The sequence below is a fragment of the Avibacterium sp. 21-594 genome, from assembly GCF_026226815.1.
GTDB lineage: Bacteria > Pseudomonadota > Gammaproteobacteria > Enterobacterales > Pasteurellaceae > Avibacterium > Avibacterium avium.
Window position 1 is genome coordinate 1,428,614 of sequence record NZ_JAKKOC010000001.1, and the last position, 15,366, is coordinate 1,443,979.

Annotated in this window: 15 protein-coding genes; 4 read left to right on the forward strand and 11 right to left on the reverse strand. The window is 41.1% G+C overall.

The window, feature by feature from the left end:
- Positions 1–10: 10 nt before the first annotated feature.
- Genes mscK through seqA form a run of 3 tightly spaced genes read right to left on the reverse strand, consistent with a single transcriptional unit; the run spans position 11 to position 5,367 of the window.
- Positions 11–3,316, reverse strand: coding sequence for a mechanosensitive channel MscK (mscK, locus tag L5B76_RS06735; protein ID WP_265754765.1), 3,306 nt, complete (start codon positions 3,314–3,316; stop codon positions 11–13).
- A gap of 3 nt (positions 3,317–3,319) precedes the next feature.
- The gene (menE, locus tag L5B76_RS06740; RefSeq protein ID WP_265754767.1) at positions 3,320–4,723 is read right to left on the reverse strand and encodes an o-succinylbenzoate--CoA ligase; all 1,404 of its coding nucleotides are present in this window, start codon (positions 4,721–4,723) and stop codon (positions 3,320–3,322) included.
- Positions 4,724–4,734: 11 nt separating this feature from the next.
- A complete protein-coding gene (gene seqA, locus L5B76_RS06745; protein WP_250349767.1) occupies positions 4,735–5,367 on the reverse strand; it encodes a replication initiation negative regulator SeqA in 633 nt (210 codons plus the stop codon).
- Positions 5,368–5,446: 79 nt separating this feature from the next.
- On the opposite strand from seqA, the gene L5B76_RS06750 reads away from it, so the two are divergent.
- From L5B76_RS06750 to fur, 4 genes are all read left to right on the forward strand, one after another.
- Positions 5,447–6,232, forward strand: coding sequence for an alpha/beta fold hydrolase (locus L5B76_RS06750; RefSeq protein WP_250349766.1), 786 nt, complete (start codon positions 5,447–5,449; stop codon positions 6,230–6,232).
- A gap of 126 nt (positions 6,233–6,358) precedes the next feature.
- Positions 6,359–6,646 (forward strand): LexA regulated protein, encoded by a 288-nt coding sequence (gene ybfE / locus L5B76_RS06755; RefSeq protein ID WP_250349765.1) that lies wholly within the window; start codon positions 6,359–6,361, stop codon positions 6,644–6,646.
- Between the two features lie 2 nt (positions 6,647–6,648).
- Positions 6,649–7,176 carry a flavodoxin FldA gene (gene fldA, locus L5B76_RS06760; RefSeq protein ID WP_115249319.1) on the forward strand — a complete coding sequence of 176 codons (528 nt, stop codon included), beginning with the start codon at positions 6,649–6,651 and terminating at the stop codon, positions 7,174–7,176.
- Positions 7,177–7,205: 29 nt separating this feature from the next.
- Positions 7,206–7,649 (forward strand): ferric iron uptake transcriptional regulator, encoded by a 444-nt coding sequence (gene fur, locus L5B76_RS06765; protein ID WP_265754768.1) that lies wholly within the window; start codon positions 7,206–7,208, stop codon positions 7,647–7,649.
- 32 nt (positions 7,650–7,681) lie between these two features.
- Here fur and L5B76_RS06770 read toward each other — a convergent pair whose 3' ends face one another.
- From L5B76_RS06770 to nrfB, 8 genes are all read right to left on the reverse strand, one after another.
- Entirely contained in the window at positions 7,682–8,893 is a 1,212-nt protein-coding gene (locus L5B76_RS06770) for an NAD(P)/FAD-dependent oxidoreductase (protein WP_265754770.1), read from the reverse strand.
- Positions 8,890–9,762, reverse strand: coding sequence for a tetratricopeptide repeat protein (locus L5B76_RS06775; RefSeq protein WP_265754771.1), 873 nt, complete (start codon positions 9,760–9,762; stop codon positions 8,890–8,892). Before L5B76_RS06775 ends, L5B76_RS06770 begins: the two co-directional genes overlap by 4 nt.
- Positions 9,759–10,229 carry a heme lyase NrfEFG subunit NrfF gene (gene nrfF / locus L5B76_RS06780; RefSeq protein ID WP_265754772.1) on the reverse strand — a complete coding sequence of 157 codons (471 nt, stop codon included), beginning with the start codon at positions 10,227–10,229 and terminating at the stop codon, positions 9,759–9,761. The genes L5B76_RS06775 and nrfF overlap by 4 nt, the downstream gene beginning before the upstream one ends.
- Positions 10,226–10,837 carry a DsbE family thiol:disulfide interchange protein gene (locus L5B76_RS06785; RefSeq protein WP_265754773.1) on the reverse strand — a complete coding sequence of 204 codons (612 nt, stop codon included), beginning with the start codon at positions 10,835–10,837 and terminating at the stop codon, positions 10,226–10,228. Before L5B76_RS06785 ends, nrfF begins: the two co-directional genes overlap by 4 nt.
- Entirely contained in the window at positions 10,830–12,749 is a 1,920-nt protein-coding gene (gene nrfE, locus L5B76_RS06790) for a heme lyase NrfEFG subunit NrfE (protein ID WP_265754774.1), read from the reverse strand. The genes L5B76_RS06785 and nrfE overlap by 8 nt, the downstream gene beginning before the upstream one ends.
- A 257-nt stretch (positions 12,750–13,006) precedes the next feature.
- Positions 13,007–13,969 carry a cytochrome c nitrite reductase subunit NrfD gene (gene nrfD, locus L5B76_RS06795; RefSeq protein ID WP_265754775.1) on the reverse strand — a complete coding sequence of 321 codons (963 nt, stop codon included), beginning with the start codon at positions 13,967–13,969 and terminating at the stop codon, positions 13,007–13,009.
- Positions 13,966–14,643 (reverse strand): cytochrome c nitrite reductase Fe-S protein, encoded by a 678-nt coding sequence (nrfC, locus tag L5B76_RS06800; RefSeq protein WP_265754776.1) that lies wholly within the window; start codon positions 14,641–14,643, stop codon positions 13,966–13,968. Before nrfC ends, nrfD begins: the two co-directional genes overlap by 4 nt.
- Complete coding sequence (nrfB, locus tag L5B76_RS06805) at positions 14,640–15,263, reverse strand: cytochrome c nitrite reductase pentaheme subunit (protein ID WP_265754777.1); 624 nt, start codon at positions 15,261–15,263, stop codon at positions 14,640–14,642. The genes nrfC and nrfB overlap by 4 nt, the downstream gene beginning before the upstream one ends.
- Between the last annotated feature and the right edge of the window lie 103 nt (positions 15,264–15,366).

Genomic DNA, 15,366 nt, shown 5'->3' on the forward strand with positions numbered 1-15,366 from the left:
TATTTATTCCTTATGATTTCGCTAAATTTTCTGACACGATTTTTATTTCTTGCGATGTGGTTGGATTTTTAATGAACACATCAAGCTGATTGAACGCAATTTCCACATTATGCGCGGCAAATAGCTCATCAATACGACGATTCACATAATCGATGGTTCGGGTACGTTCATTTAGGTTACCCACATAAACACGCAGTTCGTGATCCAAGGTACTTGCGCCAAAAGTTAAGAAGTATGCCACAGGCTCTGGATCTTTCAAAACATATTCACATTCATCAGCCGCTTGCAATAATAAACGTTTCACTAATTCTAAATCTGAGCCATAAGCCACGCCTACACTTAACACCACGCGCGTCATTGAATCAGTCAATGCCCAGTTGATCAAACGTTCTGTTACAAAAGCTTTATTTGGCACGATCACTTCTTTTTTATCAAAATCGATCAAGGTGGTGGAACGAATACGAATTTTCGATACCGTGCCTGAATATTCCCCAATGGTAACCACATCGCCAATCCGTACCGGGCGTTCAAATAAGATGATAATACCTGAAATAAAGTTGGCGAAGATTTCTTGTAAACCGAACCCTAAACCTACCGAAAGTGCGGCAAATAACCATTGCAATTTTGACCACGACATTCCTAACACGGAAAACGCTGCGCCACCGCCAATAGCAATAATAAAATAGGTCAGCAGGGTGGTGATGGTATAAGGCGTTCCCTGTGAAAAACTCATTCGTGAAAATACTAAGACTTCTAGCAAGCCGCCAATATTTTTCACTAACGCATAAGTGCCGATGATGATAATCAAAGCAAATAATAAATTCAGTAAGGTGATTGATTCGCTCACCGTGCCAGTTTCTGTTACCACCTGTTGTTGCCATAAGGTTACCCCTTCTAAATAATAGGCAACGGTGATGAGATCAGACCAAACCCAATAAAATAAGCCAAATAATGCCAGCCATAATAAGAGATCCACCACGCTTTTCACTTGGCTTTTCACTTGCGAAATAGCTAAGCTTTCTTCGCGGGAATAGTCTGAATTAAGATCATTATTATTTTCTTCTTTTTGTGCTTGTTGCGCCTGAATTTTTTCTTGTAAGCGGCGATAAGCAAGGCGTCTTGCCGATACGGTAAAGCCACGATACACCACATCGCGCGCAATCATCCAGATCACTAACACAAAATAAGAAGACATTAAATGTTCCATCAAATTCAATGCGGTATAATAATAGCCCATAATAATTAGTACAATTAAGGCAATGGGCGCGATAACTAACACTAATCTTGCAAATCTTAAAAAATGACTTTGTTCACCTGCCTGTTCTTGCGTTTGCTGATAAATAGTCACGGCATAGCGTAAGCGTGGGCCAACAATAAATAAGGTGATGACTAAAATAAAGATTGTTAATACTTCACCTAATACATCATTCGTAATGCCTGTGTCTAAATAGGTAAAAATAGCGGCATTTAACCATAGGGCATTAATCCATACCGAACGTTTAAACACGGAATAAAATAACTGCACATTATTTTTAGGCATATTAAAGTGTCGATAAGCCAACCCATTTGGTCGTAACATTGCTAAAATAAAAGCAAATAATAACCAATAGCCCGCCATTCTCACTGCCCATAATAAGAAATCTTCAGGGGTTTCAAAACAAAAAGTTAAGATTAAAATGAGTGTAGAAAGAAAAATAAAGGTTGAACGCAAACATAAAATTAACGTCCAAAAAATGGCTTCTGGCGTATAACGTTGGCGCTCACCTTTTAACGTATTAATACGGCTATTAATTAATGCTAAACGCTGTGTAATTTTATCCTTTCGCCATTGAATTAATCCCACAATAGACAATAAAAATAAAATTGATACTGTCGCAGGAAAAATATTTTCTGTCCAGTTAGAAAAACTAATTAACTTAGAAATATCCTTTAACTGAAATTGTAATTTTGGCAAGAAATTAGCCACCCAATCAAGATCGATTGGAGGATTACTTCTTACCCAAAAGCTTTGCTGTTGTAATTTGCTTTGCAGGGTATCACTAATTGCGGTAACCTGCTGTTGGTTCAATTCAATATTAATCGCTAAATTAAGCTGATTATTTAATATAGTAATGGTATCAGATAAGAGTTTTCGTCTTTCTTGTAAAATATTATTAAGTTGTGCTTTTTCTGCATCATTAAAGGTTGTATTCGCCGTTTTTGCTAAATTAGCAATATAACCTGAGGTATCATACAAATTATCTCGTGATTCCGTTAAATCAAAAATCTTCACGCGAAGATCCGTAATTTGTTTAGATAAACCTTGGATCATTTGATCTTGCGGTAACAATTGTTTTTGTTTATTGATAATACGAGAAAGCACTAAAGTGCCTTGTAAGGCACTAATTTGCTCATTAATATTGCGTTCCGTTTGTTGTAAATTATCTAATACACTTTTAATGCGCAAATTATCTTGCGAAAGAATATTTAATTGTGTTGTTTCTTGAATTAGATCTTGGCTAATTTGTAAATTAATATTTTGCTGATCTAAAATGGCTGGATTTGTGGTTGAGTTATTATGTTGAGATTGCTTTAACTGTTCTGCCTGTTGGCGTGTTTCTTGCAAGTTTTTTTCATTAATGACTTGCTGAAGCAAAGACAATTTATTTTGTAACTGTTGCTGTTGTAAGGTTTTTTCTTCTGATTGAATAGTATATAAGGAAGTAAGATCATTATTTCCTTGCAATAATAATTGATTATAAGAATTTTGTAGATTCAGATATTCTAGTTCTACATCTAACTTTATTTTATCACTAGAATCTGAGGCTAAATTAAATAATTGCTTATCAATTTCTTGCGTTCTTAATAAATTTGCACTCAATGCAGATTGCGCACGCTCTGGCGCAGCACGCTGACTGACTAACTGTGCATTAATTGCTACCAAATCGGTTTGAACTTGTTGTAAGTTTTGCTGTGTGGTAATCAATTGCGTTTGTAACTCTGACAAAGAAAGCGTTAATAGCTCTTGTTCAGAAGGAAACACTTTATTTTTTAATTTATCTAAATCATTTTGTGTTGCTAAAATATTTTTTGGTGCATCATTAATTAAACTTTTTAATGCAGCATAATCTTGTTTTTGCTTATCAATTTTGGCGAGAAAATCTAGCGTCTCTTCCAAATTAGCCACTTGTGTTTTATTCGCGGGATCTGTTTGATCTGTTTCTTTTGCCGCCGTCAGCTGTGTCTGAATTTGCTGCGTAGAAGGTAATTCTGCCAAGGCTGAACTGGCAAAAATCAAAAACGCGATATAAATAAAGAAGGTCTTAATAGCTCTCATCAATTATCCCATTAATTGCTGTAATACTGTTTTTAACGCATTGCGTGAAATTTTAATCGTTCCCTGTTGCTGGCATTGTGCCACATCTAATGGAAAATAGTGTATCGGTTGTTTAAATTTTTCTAATCGCGAAGCAAGCCAAATTCGTAAATTTTCCACCGCACTTTGGCTAAATTCATCAATAAACTCAACCATTGCCACAGGGCGTTGCCCAAATTCCATATCTTCCACAGGCAGGACAACAACTTGTTTTACCTTAGGATAATGCAAAATAACCCGTTCAATTTCTTCAGGCTGAATATTTTCTCCGCCTGAAATAAACATATTGTCTAATCGCCCTAAAACGCATAGCTCATCATTTTGCCATTCACCGAGATCTTTGGTGTGAAGCCAACCATCCTGTTGAACCAAAGGCAATATTTCACCCTGTTGCCAATAACCTAGCCCTAAGCCTGCACCACGCAAACAAATTTCTCCCTCAATCAGCGCAAGTTCTCGACCTTTGAGGGGGAAGCCCACACCACGATATTGATCGCTTTTTTTCGCACAGACTGTGGATGCCATTTCTGTCATTCCATAACCAGAATAACAAGTCAGACGATATTGTGCCGCCTGCTGCGTTAAGGCAAGGGGAATATGGCTGCCCCCTAATAAAATGTGCTGAGTATGTTCAGTCTGTTCAGAACGTTGTTGCAAATAAGTGAGAAAGCGTTGCAATTGTGTTGGCACAAGAGATAAATGTGAAACCTCAGCCGCGGCGGAATAAAAATTCTCATTCGGCAAATGCAATCTTGCTCCCGCGTGCAACCAGCGCCATACAATGCCTTGCCCTGAAACGTGATATAACGGTAAAGAAAGCAACCACGCATTTTCTGCCCCAAATGCCATTAATTCGCACACGCCTTGCGCATTATCCAAATGTCCTTGCAGGCTATGCACCACCGCTTTAGGGCTGCCCGTTGAACCGGATGTGAGTGTCATTGTCGCTGGACGATTGGGATCATAAGCCGCCGTGCAATTTTTTTTAGCTTGCGAAGCCGTAACGGATACAACAAGTGCGGTGCAATTTTGCAATATTTTTTCGCCCTTAGGATCATAATAAAAATGTACATCCGCATTTTCACATAATTGGGTAATCTTTTCTTCTGGAAAAGCCGGATTAATCCCCAACACTCTCGCGCCCAATTGAATCCCTGCTAAATAGGCAAGCAAGAGCGCAAAACTATTTTTTCCGCATAAGGCAATCCCCTCACCAACATTCACTCCTTGCTGAGAAAATGCCTGTGCCACAGTATTAATTTTTTCACTCAGTTGCTGCCAAGAAAAAAGTTCGCCTTGCTCATTGCGCAAGGCTACTTTATGTTGATAATCAGGCTGGGCGGCATAATGTTGCCAAAGATATGTCATTGTAATGCCAATTAATTTACTGTGAAAAATGTGCGCACTTCGTCAATCAATTCTTCTGGCAAGTGCATTGATTGCATTGCACCTTCCAACATTAACATTTTACGACCACTATTTGTATTGGTGATCACCCAATATGGCGTATTAGGAATTTGTTTTGGCTTAGTGTGATTCCCCGCCATTAACAATGTCCCCTCATCACGGGCAAAGTACACGCGCGTACGCCCTTGTAAGGATTCCGTAGCCTGTGCAAAACTTTCTGGATTGGTGCGATAAAGCACGCGTAAAATAGCCAAGAAGCGTACCACCGCTTTGCTTTCTTGCTGAAAATCAGCGGACTGGATCAACTCACGCACCTTGCTAACCATTTTTTGGATCGCCTCATCAGATTGCTTTCTCGTTGCCACTTTTTCTTTTGCGGCTGGTTTTTCTTCCACTTTTTCATTATCTCGTGCTAATTCGTTGGAAATTTCCACCGCACTTTGATTATCAGCAGAAAGGTTTGGTGCAAAGGTCACATTATGATCAGTACGCACCGCAGGAAAATTGAGTAAACGGCGTAAAATATCAGAAGCACTTTCACCGATAGATCGGGTTTGGCTGGCTATGTATTGATAAAGTTCTTCATCTACTTCAATAATTTTCATTTTTTCTCTCCAGTTGCTTGATCTCTTTACGCTTTTGCAACATTATAACGATTTATTTTCAAATACTCACGCAAAAATTATGTCGCAAACGCAATTACTCAATTTTCAATTTCATCAATTAAAACAACCTACTAGCAACCCAACCTTAGTGTTTATTCACGGATTATTTGGCGATATGAATAATTTAGGGGTGATTGCCCGAGCCTTTGCGGAAAATTACCCTATTTTACGCCTAGATTTACGCAATCACGGACAGAGTTTTCATTCTGAATCAATGAATTATGATTTAATGGCGGAAGACCTATTAGCCACTATTGAACATTTAGATCTTAAACAGGTGATCTTAATCGGGCATTCCATGGGGGGAAAAACCGCAATGAAAGCGGCAAGCCTTCGCCCTGATTTAGTGAAAAAATTGATCGTTATTGATATTGCGCCAGTGAAATATGGCGAACACGGACATAATAGCGTATTTGATGGCCTTTTCGCCGTAAAAGAAGCTCACGCAGAAACACGCCAGCAAGCCAAACCAATATTAGCTCAACACATACCAGAAGAAAGCATTCAGCAATTTATGTTGAAATCCTTTGATGCACAATCTACTGAAAAATTTCGTTTTAATTTGACCGCACTGAAACAAAACTATTCTCACCTTATGGATTGGCAGGATTGTTTTTATCCCAACCCTACTCTATTTATCAAAGGTGGACAATCTGATTATATTCAACCTGAATATAGCAAGCAGATTTTAGCCCAATTCCCCCAAGCCAGCTCTTTCACCATTAACGGCAGTGGACATTGGGTACACGCCGAAAAACCTGACGCGATTATTCGCATTATTCAGCGTTTTTTAGATAGCCAATAACAATCTCACCAATCAAAGGTTGAGGGTTTTAATCAACTATGAATTGTGATATAGTTCGCGGCGATGAGTAGTTGTAGCTTATCATTCTCAATTAGCTACATTTTAACCAGTTCAGTGATTTGAAAAATGGCAAAACAAGATGCAGATTGCATAACCTTAGATCTGTTTGCTAACACACCCAAAGTGGGACGCCCAAAAACAAATCCGCTGACCCGAGAACAACAACTCCGTATCAACAAACGTAATCAACTTAGACGGGATAAATCCTGCGGTTTAAAGCGTGTTGAGCTGAAATTGCATACGGATATTGTTCAACAATTGGAAGATTTAGCGTCTGTACAGCGTGTTAGTCGTTCAGAGTTAATCGTAACGATTTTACAAGAATATTTTAAATTTCAAGAAAATAGGAAATAAAAATGGCTATCGTTGGTTTATTTTATGGTAGTGACACGGGCAATACTGAAAACATTGCACGAATGATTCAAAAACAATTAGGCTCAGAAGTGGTAGATATTCGCGATATTGCCAAGAGTACGAAAGAAGATATTGAAGCCTATGACTTTTTAATGATTGGTATCCCAACTTGGTACTATGGTGAAGCCCAATGCGACTGGGACGACTTTTTTCCAACCTTAGAAGAAATTGACTTCACAGATAAATTAGTCGCCATTTTTGGTTGTGGCGACCAAGAAGACTATGCAGAATATTTCTGCGATGCAATGGGAACAGTACGTGATATTATCGAACCAAAAGGTGCGATTATTGTCGGTCATTGGCCAACGGAAGGTTACACTTTTGAAGTTTCGCAGGCACTCGTTGACGAAAATACATTTGTAGGTCTATGTATTGATGAAGATCGTCAGCCAGAACTGACTGCTGAACGTGTTGAAAAATGGACAAAACAAGTTTTTGATGAAATGTGTTTAGCTGAGTTAGTTGAGTAACCCACCAAGAGCAAAAGAAAGGAAACATTATGTCTGAAGAAAATATTAAACTTCTTAAAAAAGCAGGGTTAAAAATTACCGAGCCACGCTTAACGATTTTAGCGTTAATGCAAGAACATAGTATGTCACATTTTTCTGCAGAAGATGTTTATAAACTATTGCTTGAACGCGGTGAAGATATTGGCTTAGCAACGGTTTACCGTGTACTTAACCAATTTGATGAAGCAAATATTCTCATTCGCCATAACTTTGAAGGAAATAAATCCGTTTTTGAACTTGCACCGAGTGAACATCACGATCATATTATTTGCGTGGATTGTGGCAAAGTCTTTGAGTTTAATGACGAGATCATTGAACAACGACAAAAACAAATTAGTGAAGAACACGGTATTAAATTAAAAACGCACAGTTTATATCTTTACGGTAAATGTAGTGATATTGATAACTGTGATGAAAAAGATAAAGAGAAATAAAAAAATTGGCTGGTTTCATACCAGCCATTTTGTTATTCAGGCTTTCCCTGCTCACCAATATGGCTTGCGCAGGCATAAGCGGAACTCCACGCCCATTGGAAGTTATAACCACCAAGCCAGCCGGTCACATCTAGCACTTCGCCAATAAAATACAGCCCTTTGACTTTGCTACTTTCCATTGTTTTTGACGAAATTTCGTGCGTATCCACACCGCCCATTGTGACTTCTGCGGTACGATAACCCTCCGTGCCATTAGGGAAAATTTTCCAATGATGAATGAAATTTTCTAAATTTTCCAACCGCACTTTGCTTAAATTCGCCAAGGTTTCCGTTGGAATCATCTCGCGTTCTTGCCAAAGCTCCACTAATTTCGTTGGTAGAACGCGTGATAATGCGGTTTTTAACTGCAATTTCGGCGAAGTTTGGCGTAATTCCTGCAAATAATCGCCAATGGATTGATTTGGTAATAAATCCACTTCCACCCATTCATTCGGTTGCCAATAGTTAGAAATTTGTAAGATCGCTGGCCCAGAAATACCACGGTGGGTAAACAATAATTGATTAAAAAAAGACTGCCCATTTTCAGCACTCACACGCACAGGCAAAGAAACGCCAGCAAGTGCGGTGTAAAATTGCTCTGTTTCTCGCCAACGGAATGGCACAAGGGACGCACGCGGTGGGATCACGGCCAAGCCAAACTGTTCAGCAATTTGATAGCCCAAAGGGGAAGCACCTAAAGCGGGCATTGAAAGCCCACCTGTTGCCACCACAAGTTGATGACAATGCCAAGTTTGTCCGTTCGCTTGCACGGTAAAACCACCATTCTCCAAGGCGGAAACTTGTTCTATGTGCTGGCGTAACTGAATATTAACCTGATATTTCACACATTTCGCAAGCAATAAATCCACAATCTGTTGCGCGCTTTCATCACAAAATAGTTGTCCGAGTTCTTTTTCGTGATAGGTAATGCCATATTCCGCCACTAACGCGATAAAATCCCATTGAGTAAAACGTGCTAAAGCAGATTTCACAAAATGAGGATTGTGCGAAAGATAATGCTGTGGCGTAACCTCTAAATTAGTGAAATTACAAAAGCCACCGCCCGACATCAAAATCTTCCGTCCCGCTTTTTTACCGCTATCTAAAACCGTTACCTGTTTGCCTTGCTTGCCAAGCTGACCTGCACAAAACAGCCCTGCTGCTCCTGCGCCAATAATCAGCGTATCAGAAAAATAAGGTGTCATTGCGCAGCTCCTTTTTTGGCGTTTTGTAGCATTTCTGCCATTTGCATACTTTGAATAATAGTGCGCCGATCGATCCCCGATTTATCCGAATCTAGCACCTTTTGCCAAAGGGCAATGGCTTTGGGATAATCCGTTTGTACAAAGGCTTCTCCGGCCAACAGCGATAAACTCGATGCTTCTTTCGGATCTTGCGAGAGCGCTTGATCAAGCATAGCTTGCACCTGTGGGGTGATTTTTTGCCCTGCTTTTTGATACAACGCATTTGCCGCTAAGCCTAAAATTTCAGGTTTTCCGCCTGTTAAGCGATCGGCATAAGAATAAGCCACCAAGGCATTATCGAACTCATTATTTTGCATATAAGCCTGCCCTAACTCGATCCAAGCCTCACTGTTGTTGGGATTTTGGCGCAAACGTTGCTCAATTTTTTCCACATAAGTTTCATTTTTTTGCCCCGCACTTTGCCCATTAAATGATTCCGCAAAGGGATCGGCAGATTGCGTTGTAATCGTTTGTTTTGCTTGAAGTTGTTGCTGGTATTGCTGTTCAGCGGAAAAGCGATCAAGGGAAAAATAATATCCCATAGGCAACGCAATCAATAATAGGCTCAACGCCACAAAATAAGGACGACTTTTCAATGTTGAAGCCATCGCAAAGTGCGGTTGTTTTTCAAGCTGTTTTTCATCATCAAGTAAACGTTGGGCAAATTCCTGCGCTAATTCTGGATCAAGCTGACCTTTCGTTTGTTGCTGATAAAGGGCGATATTTTGCTGTTGGCGATAATTTTTCTGCCAATTTATTCCGCGCCCTAAAGGCAACCAAAGCCCAAGGCTAATCAAGAGTAAAAGGACTACGCCGATGAAAAAAGTCATTCTGATTTATCCGTTTTGGCTAATAAACTGTTTAATGCTTGCTGTTGCTCTGCGCTGAGTGCTGAATTTTGCGGCTTTGGCTTCACGCACAACATTCGCCACATTGCTAGCGCCCCAAGCAATAGCAAGAAGAAAGGCAAGCCCCACAATAACAGGGTGGTGGATTTCACTGGCGGATTATAGCGCACGAAATCACCGAAGCGGCTCGTCATCACGTCAATGATTTGCTCGTTGCTGCTGCCGGCTTCCACCATTTTATACACTTCAATACGCAGATCATAAGCAATGGGCGAATTGGATTCCACCAAGTTTTGATTTTGACATTGTGGGCAACGCAGGGATTTCGCCAAGGCCACGGCTCGGGTGCGCTCGGCAGGATTGCTAAATTCAAAGGTATCCACCATTTCTGCCTGAGCCAGTTGGCTGATTGCGAAAAATGTTATGACGACTAACCACCATTTTTTCATTCTTTTCCTTCCTGTTTAGCCGTTTCTTGCTTAGCCGTTTCTTGCTTAGCTGTTTCTTGCAACGCTAAGTGCGGTGCATTTTTTGCTAATTTTTGCCATAAGGGCAGAAATTCTTGTTGCCAAATTTGCTGATCCAATGGCCCTGAATAGCGATAATGAATAATGCCGTTGGCATCAACCAAATAGGTTTCTGGCGCACCGTCCACACCCAATTTCATTGCAAATAAGCCCTTGCTATCATCAATCACCTGATGAAAAGGATTGCCCATTTCCTGCAACATTAGCAAGGCATTTTGCCGTTTATCCCGATAATTTAGCCCCACAATCGGCACGCCTTGACTTTGCAAGCGCATTAAAAAGGCGTGTTCTTGCTTGCAATAGGCACACCAACTGCCCCATACATTAATGAGATAAGTTTCTTTCGGCAAAGATGCGTTGCTCACATTGATTTCAGGCTCAAGCAGATCACTTTGATAAAATTCAGGCACGGGCTTGCCAATTAACGCGGACGCAATTTTTTTCGGATCATTATGCAGTCCTAGCAACAAAAGACCACAGACTGCAATGATCAAGAATAAGGGCAGAAACACAATGATTTTTCTATTCATCTTTCGCTCTCCTTGTGCGCAAGGCAAGGGCGCCCAATAATGCACCAAACGCCATTAAGGTTGCGCCAATCCACAGCCAGCGTACAAAAGGCTTGTAATGCAGACGGAACGAAAATTCGCCCGCGCCAAGTTTATCCCCCATCACAATATAAATATCGCCAAGCAAGTTCCAATACAAGCCAACTTCCGACATATTCATCGTGCGCACTTCATAATAACGGCGTTCAGGATAAAGTGCGGTGATTTTTTTGCCGTTTTTTGTTATCTCAAATTGCGCCACTTCGCTGGTGTAATTGGGCCCGAGTTCATTACGAAAACCAAGGTAGTGAAACTCATAGCCGTTCAGCATTTGGCTTTGGTTAGGCGATAAGCGCACGCCAATTTCACTAGCAAAATAGCTCGACATTGTCGCACCAATCACCGTAAGTGCTAACCCACAATGGGCGATTACCATTGTCCAACGCTTTAAGGAAAGGGATCGCCACGCGCCCCAAAGAGTAACGCCAAGCAACCAAAACGCCAAGCTAATTAACGCAAAAGGCAAGGCTTGAAAATGTAAGGTTTCATCATTTTGAATGGTGAATGCGATCATTGCATAAGCAAGCCCACAGGCAGGAATTAGCAATAAGACATTGCGGCACAACAAAGTGCGGTGGATTTTTTTCCAAAATGCACTGACGACAAAAATCATCGCCAGCAATGCCAGCACAATAAGGGGCAAGAAAATGGTGTTAAAGTAAGGCGCGCCGACAGAAATCGAACCCCAGCCCATTGTGCTAAATAGCATTGGATAAAATGTGCCTAAAAATACGCTTGCCGTGGCGACTGCCACCAAAATATTGGCTATGAGCATTAGGCTTTCTTTAGAAAAAAAGGAAAAATGCACCGCACTATTTTCACTTGGGCGCACATTCACTTTCAGCGCAAATAAGGTGAGCGAGCAAGTGGTGAGCAAGAAAAAGAGCATTAACAACGCCATTCCCCGCTCTCCGTCCATAGCAAAAGCGTGTACAGAAGTTAGCACGCCCGAACGCACAATAAACGTACCTAATAAACTGAATGCAAAGGCAAACAGGGAAAATAAAATCGTCCAATAATGGAAAACGCCACGTTGTTCGCTCACGGATAAACTATGCAATAGCCCTAGCCCAAGCAACCACGGCATTAATGAAGCGTTTTCAACTGGGTCCCAGAACCACCAGCCGCCCCAGCCAAGCTCATAATATGCCCACCACGCACCGAGCATTATGCCTAAGGTTAAAAAGAACCAAGAAACCAGCACCCAAGGGCGTGTCCAGCGAGCCAGCGCGGCATCAAAATGTCCACTTAACAAGGTGGCAAGGGTGAGAGCAAAATTCACCGCAAAGCCTACATAGCCAAAATAAAGCAACGGTGGGTGAAAAATTAACCCTATATCTTGCAGCATCGGGTTAAGATCACGTCCTTCCAAAGGGCTAGGAAATAAACGCTCAAAAGGATTGGAAAAAAATACGATAAACAGCGCAAAACCAAAACACAGCAAGCCTAAAATAGACAGCGTTCGGCTGGCAATAATGGGATCAATTTTACGGCTAAAAAAGGCAAATGCCATTGTCCATAATCCCAACGAAAATAGCCAAAACAGCATTGAGCCTTCGTGTCCGCCCCAAGTGGCGGCAATTTTGAAAAATTGCGGTAAGGCAGAATTAGAATGCGCCGCCACATATTGCACGGAAAAATCATCAGTCGCAAAGCAATAAGCTAGCCCAAGCAAGGAAAGGGTGGTAAAAATCCCAAACAGATAACTCAAATTCCACGCCGATGTAATTAGGCGTGGATTGCCTTGTTTAATCCCAATATGCGGCACAATCGCCAACAGCAATGCGGAAACAAGAGCAAAAAGTAAAGCAAGAAAAGCAAGTTCTGGGATCATTGTCATATTCGTTGGTTAATTTGTTGTGTATTTTAGAGAAAATGCGTAGCAATGTCATTGTGTTATGCAGAAAAATCATCAAGCTCATTCTCAATTCAAGCAGTGATAAAAATGCGTAAAAATGCACCGCACTTTATTTTCTGCAAATGACTTTTCTCGCCCGTTTTCCCTTTGCCATTAGGGGATTTACGGCAAAAAACGCCATTAAAACAAAGGCGAACACCTTGGTTCGCCCTGATAATCATTGACTGTTTTGATTAGGCCAAAGTCATTTGCCCTGCGTATAAAATGAAGTAACGCAAGCAAAGTACCCCGATTAACCCCAATCCTGCCACAATCAGCATAAAGCCTTTTTGGTGTTTGAGTTTCTCACCTGCAACAGCGTTGAGTAAGAGGGGTAACACAATCCCAATGCCTACCACGCCGATCCAGAAGACATTCGCCCAGAAGCCACCCGAAAGTGCGGTGTGAAATGCCACGGTTTTTTGTCCACCACCAAGGTATAAACCAAAGAAGAAAGCGAACAATAAGAAAGCTTCAATCAACACCACTGGCTGTTCAAATTTATGTAAGAACGCCAAGCCTTTGGAATGAGTGCTTTCTTTGGTGCATAAAATGGTGAAGAAAATCAATGCCGCAATGCCCGATGACGTACCTGATGCCAAGAATAACACCGGCAAGACTGGGTTATTTAGCATTGGATAGCTCACTAATGCAGAAAGTAGGAACCCTGTATATGCCCCTAACGCTACGCTAAGCAATAAGGTAATGATCTCAATGGCATTAGTGAATTTAGCAGCAATATCAATGATTTTCTCTGCAAGATTTGCAAGTTTCGGCACAAAGCGCTTCACAAGGCTCAATACTAGTGATTTGAAGATAATCGCTAACCATAATATCAAGAACAACATATACACTTGGAACAACATCACCCCTGCGGACATAATTGAGGTGTGGTGATAATTGAACATTAAATACCAGAATGTCCAAGGTTTGGTTAAGTGGAAAATCAATAGCAATAAACCAATGGTAATGCTAATCGGTGCAAGCAAGGCATTAACCTTTAAGATATTGTTCTCTTCCGGGCGTTCCCCTGCTAATCCTGCACGTTTTAGCAATACCGCAAGCATTGTTGCCCCTGCGGAAATCCCTAATAAAAAGAGATAAATCGCAATCGGCCCGTCCCACACTAAAGATGGGAAATGAAATGGACTGTTCATCGTCTGATCTCCCCTGCTCTAGCTGGAACGTGGTAAAGATTTGGATCTGTACCTAATTCAACTTTTGTACGATAGGTTTGTTTTTCTTTCAGTTTCAAAGAAATTTCACTTTGCGGATCGTTGGTATCACCAAAGGTTAGGGCTTTGGTTGGGCAAGCTTCTACACAAGCTGGCTGTTTGCCTTTTGCCAAATTAGTATCGCGACAGAAGTTACATTTATCGGCGGATTTATACACAGGGTGAATAAAGCGCACGCGATATGGACATACGGCAATACAGTATTGACAGCCAACACAAAGATCTTTGTTGACATCAACAATACCAGTGGAAGCATCAATATATGAAGCCCCTGTTGGACACACAGCAACACAAGGTGCATTGGTACAATGCTGGCACGAATGACGGAAAAATTCATATTTCACGTCAGGAAATTCGCCATAAGGTTCGCTACGAATAATTTCTAAACGTGAAACGCCTTCTGGCACTTGGTTGGTTTCACGACACGCGTCCATACAAGCGGTACAACCAATACAAGCGGTTTCATCGTGCAACATTGCATAACGAATCGGCTTTTCTTCTGCCTTATCTTGTGCTACTAACTTAATTGTTGTTCCTGTCATTAGGATCAAAGCGCCCATTCCAGAAACAAAATTACGGCGTGAGCAAGTTGTCATTTGTTATCCTTTTGTTCGCTGGTCGGGTCAAGATCTTTTAAGGCTTTGCGTTTTTGTTGTTCTCCGTGACAATCCACGCAAAGTTTAATGCGTTGTTTTTTCTCAATGCCTTTCATTGCGTCTTTTTCTGGGTGCAAAGTATGGCACGCCGCACAAGGCAATTTCATTGCGTGAACATCGTGCGCCCAAAGTTTCTCGCGTAATTTTTCAGGACGGTGGCAAGAGAAGCAAACTTGATTTTGCTCTTGCACAGAGAACATTGGTTTTTTGTCAGAGAAAATATCGCTTTCAAAACGCATTACATCTTTCGCACCACGGCGGTGATTTTCAGAAATATTACCGTGGCAGCTCACACAGGTAATCGGCTTGCCTGTGCTTGGATTGGTTTTCGATAAGTGCGTACCGTGGAATTTACCAAAATGTAAATCACCGCCAGATTGTTCATCAGTGGCTTCTAATTTGTGGCATTTCGCACAGTATTCATTAGGATTACGCTGGTTTTCCAACGTGGGTTGATAACTAAGCTCCACAGTTTTACTCTCGACTGATGCGGGCAATGCAACAATCATCACCCCCAATAATGCCGCCAGTTTCACCATTTTCTTTAATACAACGTTCATTTCTTATTACCTCAAATTTTCGTTCAAAATAGACCGCACTTTAGTTTTCTTCCCACTTTAAGGTTTCTTCCTAAGTCGGCACTTAATAAAGTGCGGTTACTTT

Excerpts from the sequence above, each read along its gene's own strand:
- nrfD (WP_265754775.1), bottom strand. The coding sequence starts at position 13,969 with ATGAACAGTCCATTTCATTTCCCATCTTTAGTGTGGGACGGGCCGATT.
- L5B76_RS06770 (WP_265754770.1), bottom strand. The coding sequence starts at position 8,893 with ATGACACCTTATTTTTCTGATACGCTGATTATTGGCGCAGGAGCAGCA.
- L5B76_RS06785 (WP_265754773.1), bottom strand. The coding sequence starts at position 10,837 with ATGAATAGAAAAATCATTGTGTTTCTGCCCTTATTCTTGATCATTGCA.
- nrfE (WP_265754774.1), bottom strand. The coding sequence starts at position 12,749 with ATGATCCCAGAACTTGCTTTTCTTGCTTTACTTTTTGCTCTTGTTTCC.
- nrfB (WP_265754777.1), bottom strand. The coding sequence starts at position 15,263 with ATGAACGTTGTATTAAAGAAAATGGTGAAACTGGCGGCATTATTGGGG.
- ybfE (WP_250349765.1), top strand. The coding sequence starts at position 6,359 with ATGGCAAAACAAGATGCAGATTGCATAACCTTAGATCTGTTTGCTAAC.
- seqA (WP_250349767.1), bottom strand. The coding sequence starts at position 5,367 with ATGAAAATTATTGAAGTAGATGAAGAACTTTATCAATACATAGCCAGC.
- L5B76_RS06775 (WP_265754771.1), bottom strand. The coding sequence starts at position 9,762 with ATGACTTTTTTCATCGGCGTAGTCCTTTTACTCTTGATTAGCCTTGGG.
- nrfC (WP_265754776.1), bottom strand. The coding sequence starts at position 14,643 with ATGACAACTTGCTCACGCCGTAATTTTGTTTCTGGAATGGGCGCTTTG.
- nrfF (WP_265754772.1), bottom strand. The coding sequence starts at position 10,229 with ATGAAAAAATGGTGGTTAGTCGTCATAACATTTTTCGCAATCAGCCAA.
- menE (WP_265754767.1), bottom strand. The coding sequence starts at position 4,723 with ATGACATATCTTTGGCAACATTATGCCGCCCAGCCTGATTATCAACAT.
- fldA (WP_115249319.1), top strand. The coding sequence starts at position 6,649 with ATGGCTATCGTTGGTTTATTTTATGGTAGTGACACGGGCAATACTGAA.
- fur (WP_265754768.1), top strand. The coding sequence starts at position 7,206 with ATGTCTGAAGAAAATATTAAACTTCTTAAAAAAGCAGGGTTAAAAATT.
- mscK (WP_265754765.1), bottom strand. The coding sequence starts at position 3,316 with ATGAGAGCTATTAAGACCTTCTTTATTTATATCGCGTTTTTGATTTTT.
- L5B76_RS06750 (WP_250349766.1), top strand. The coding sequence starts at position 5,447 with ATGTCGCAAACGCAATTACTCAATTTTCAATTTCATCAATTAAAACAA.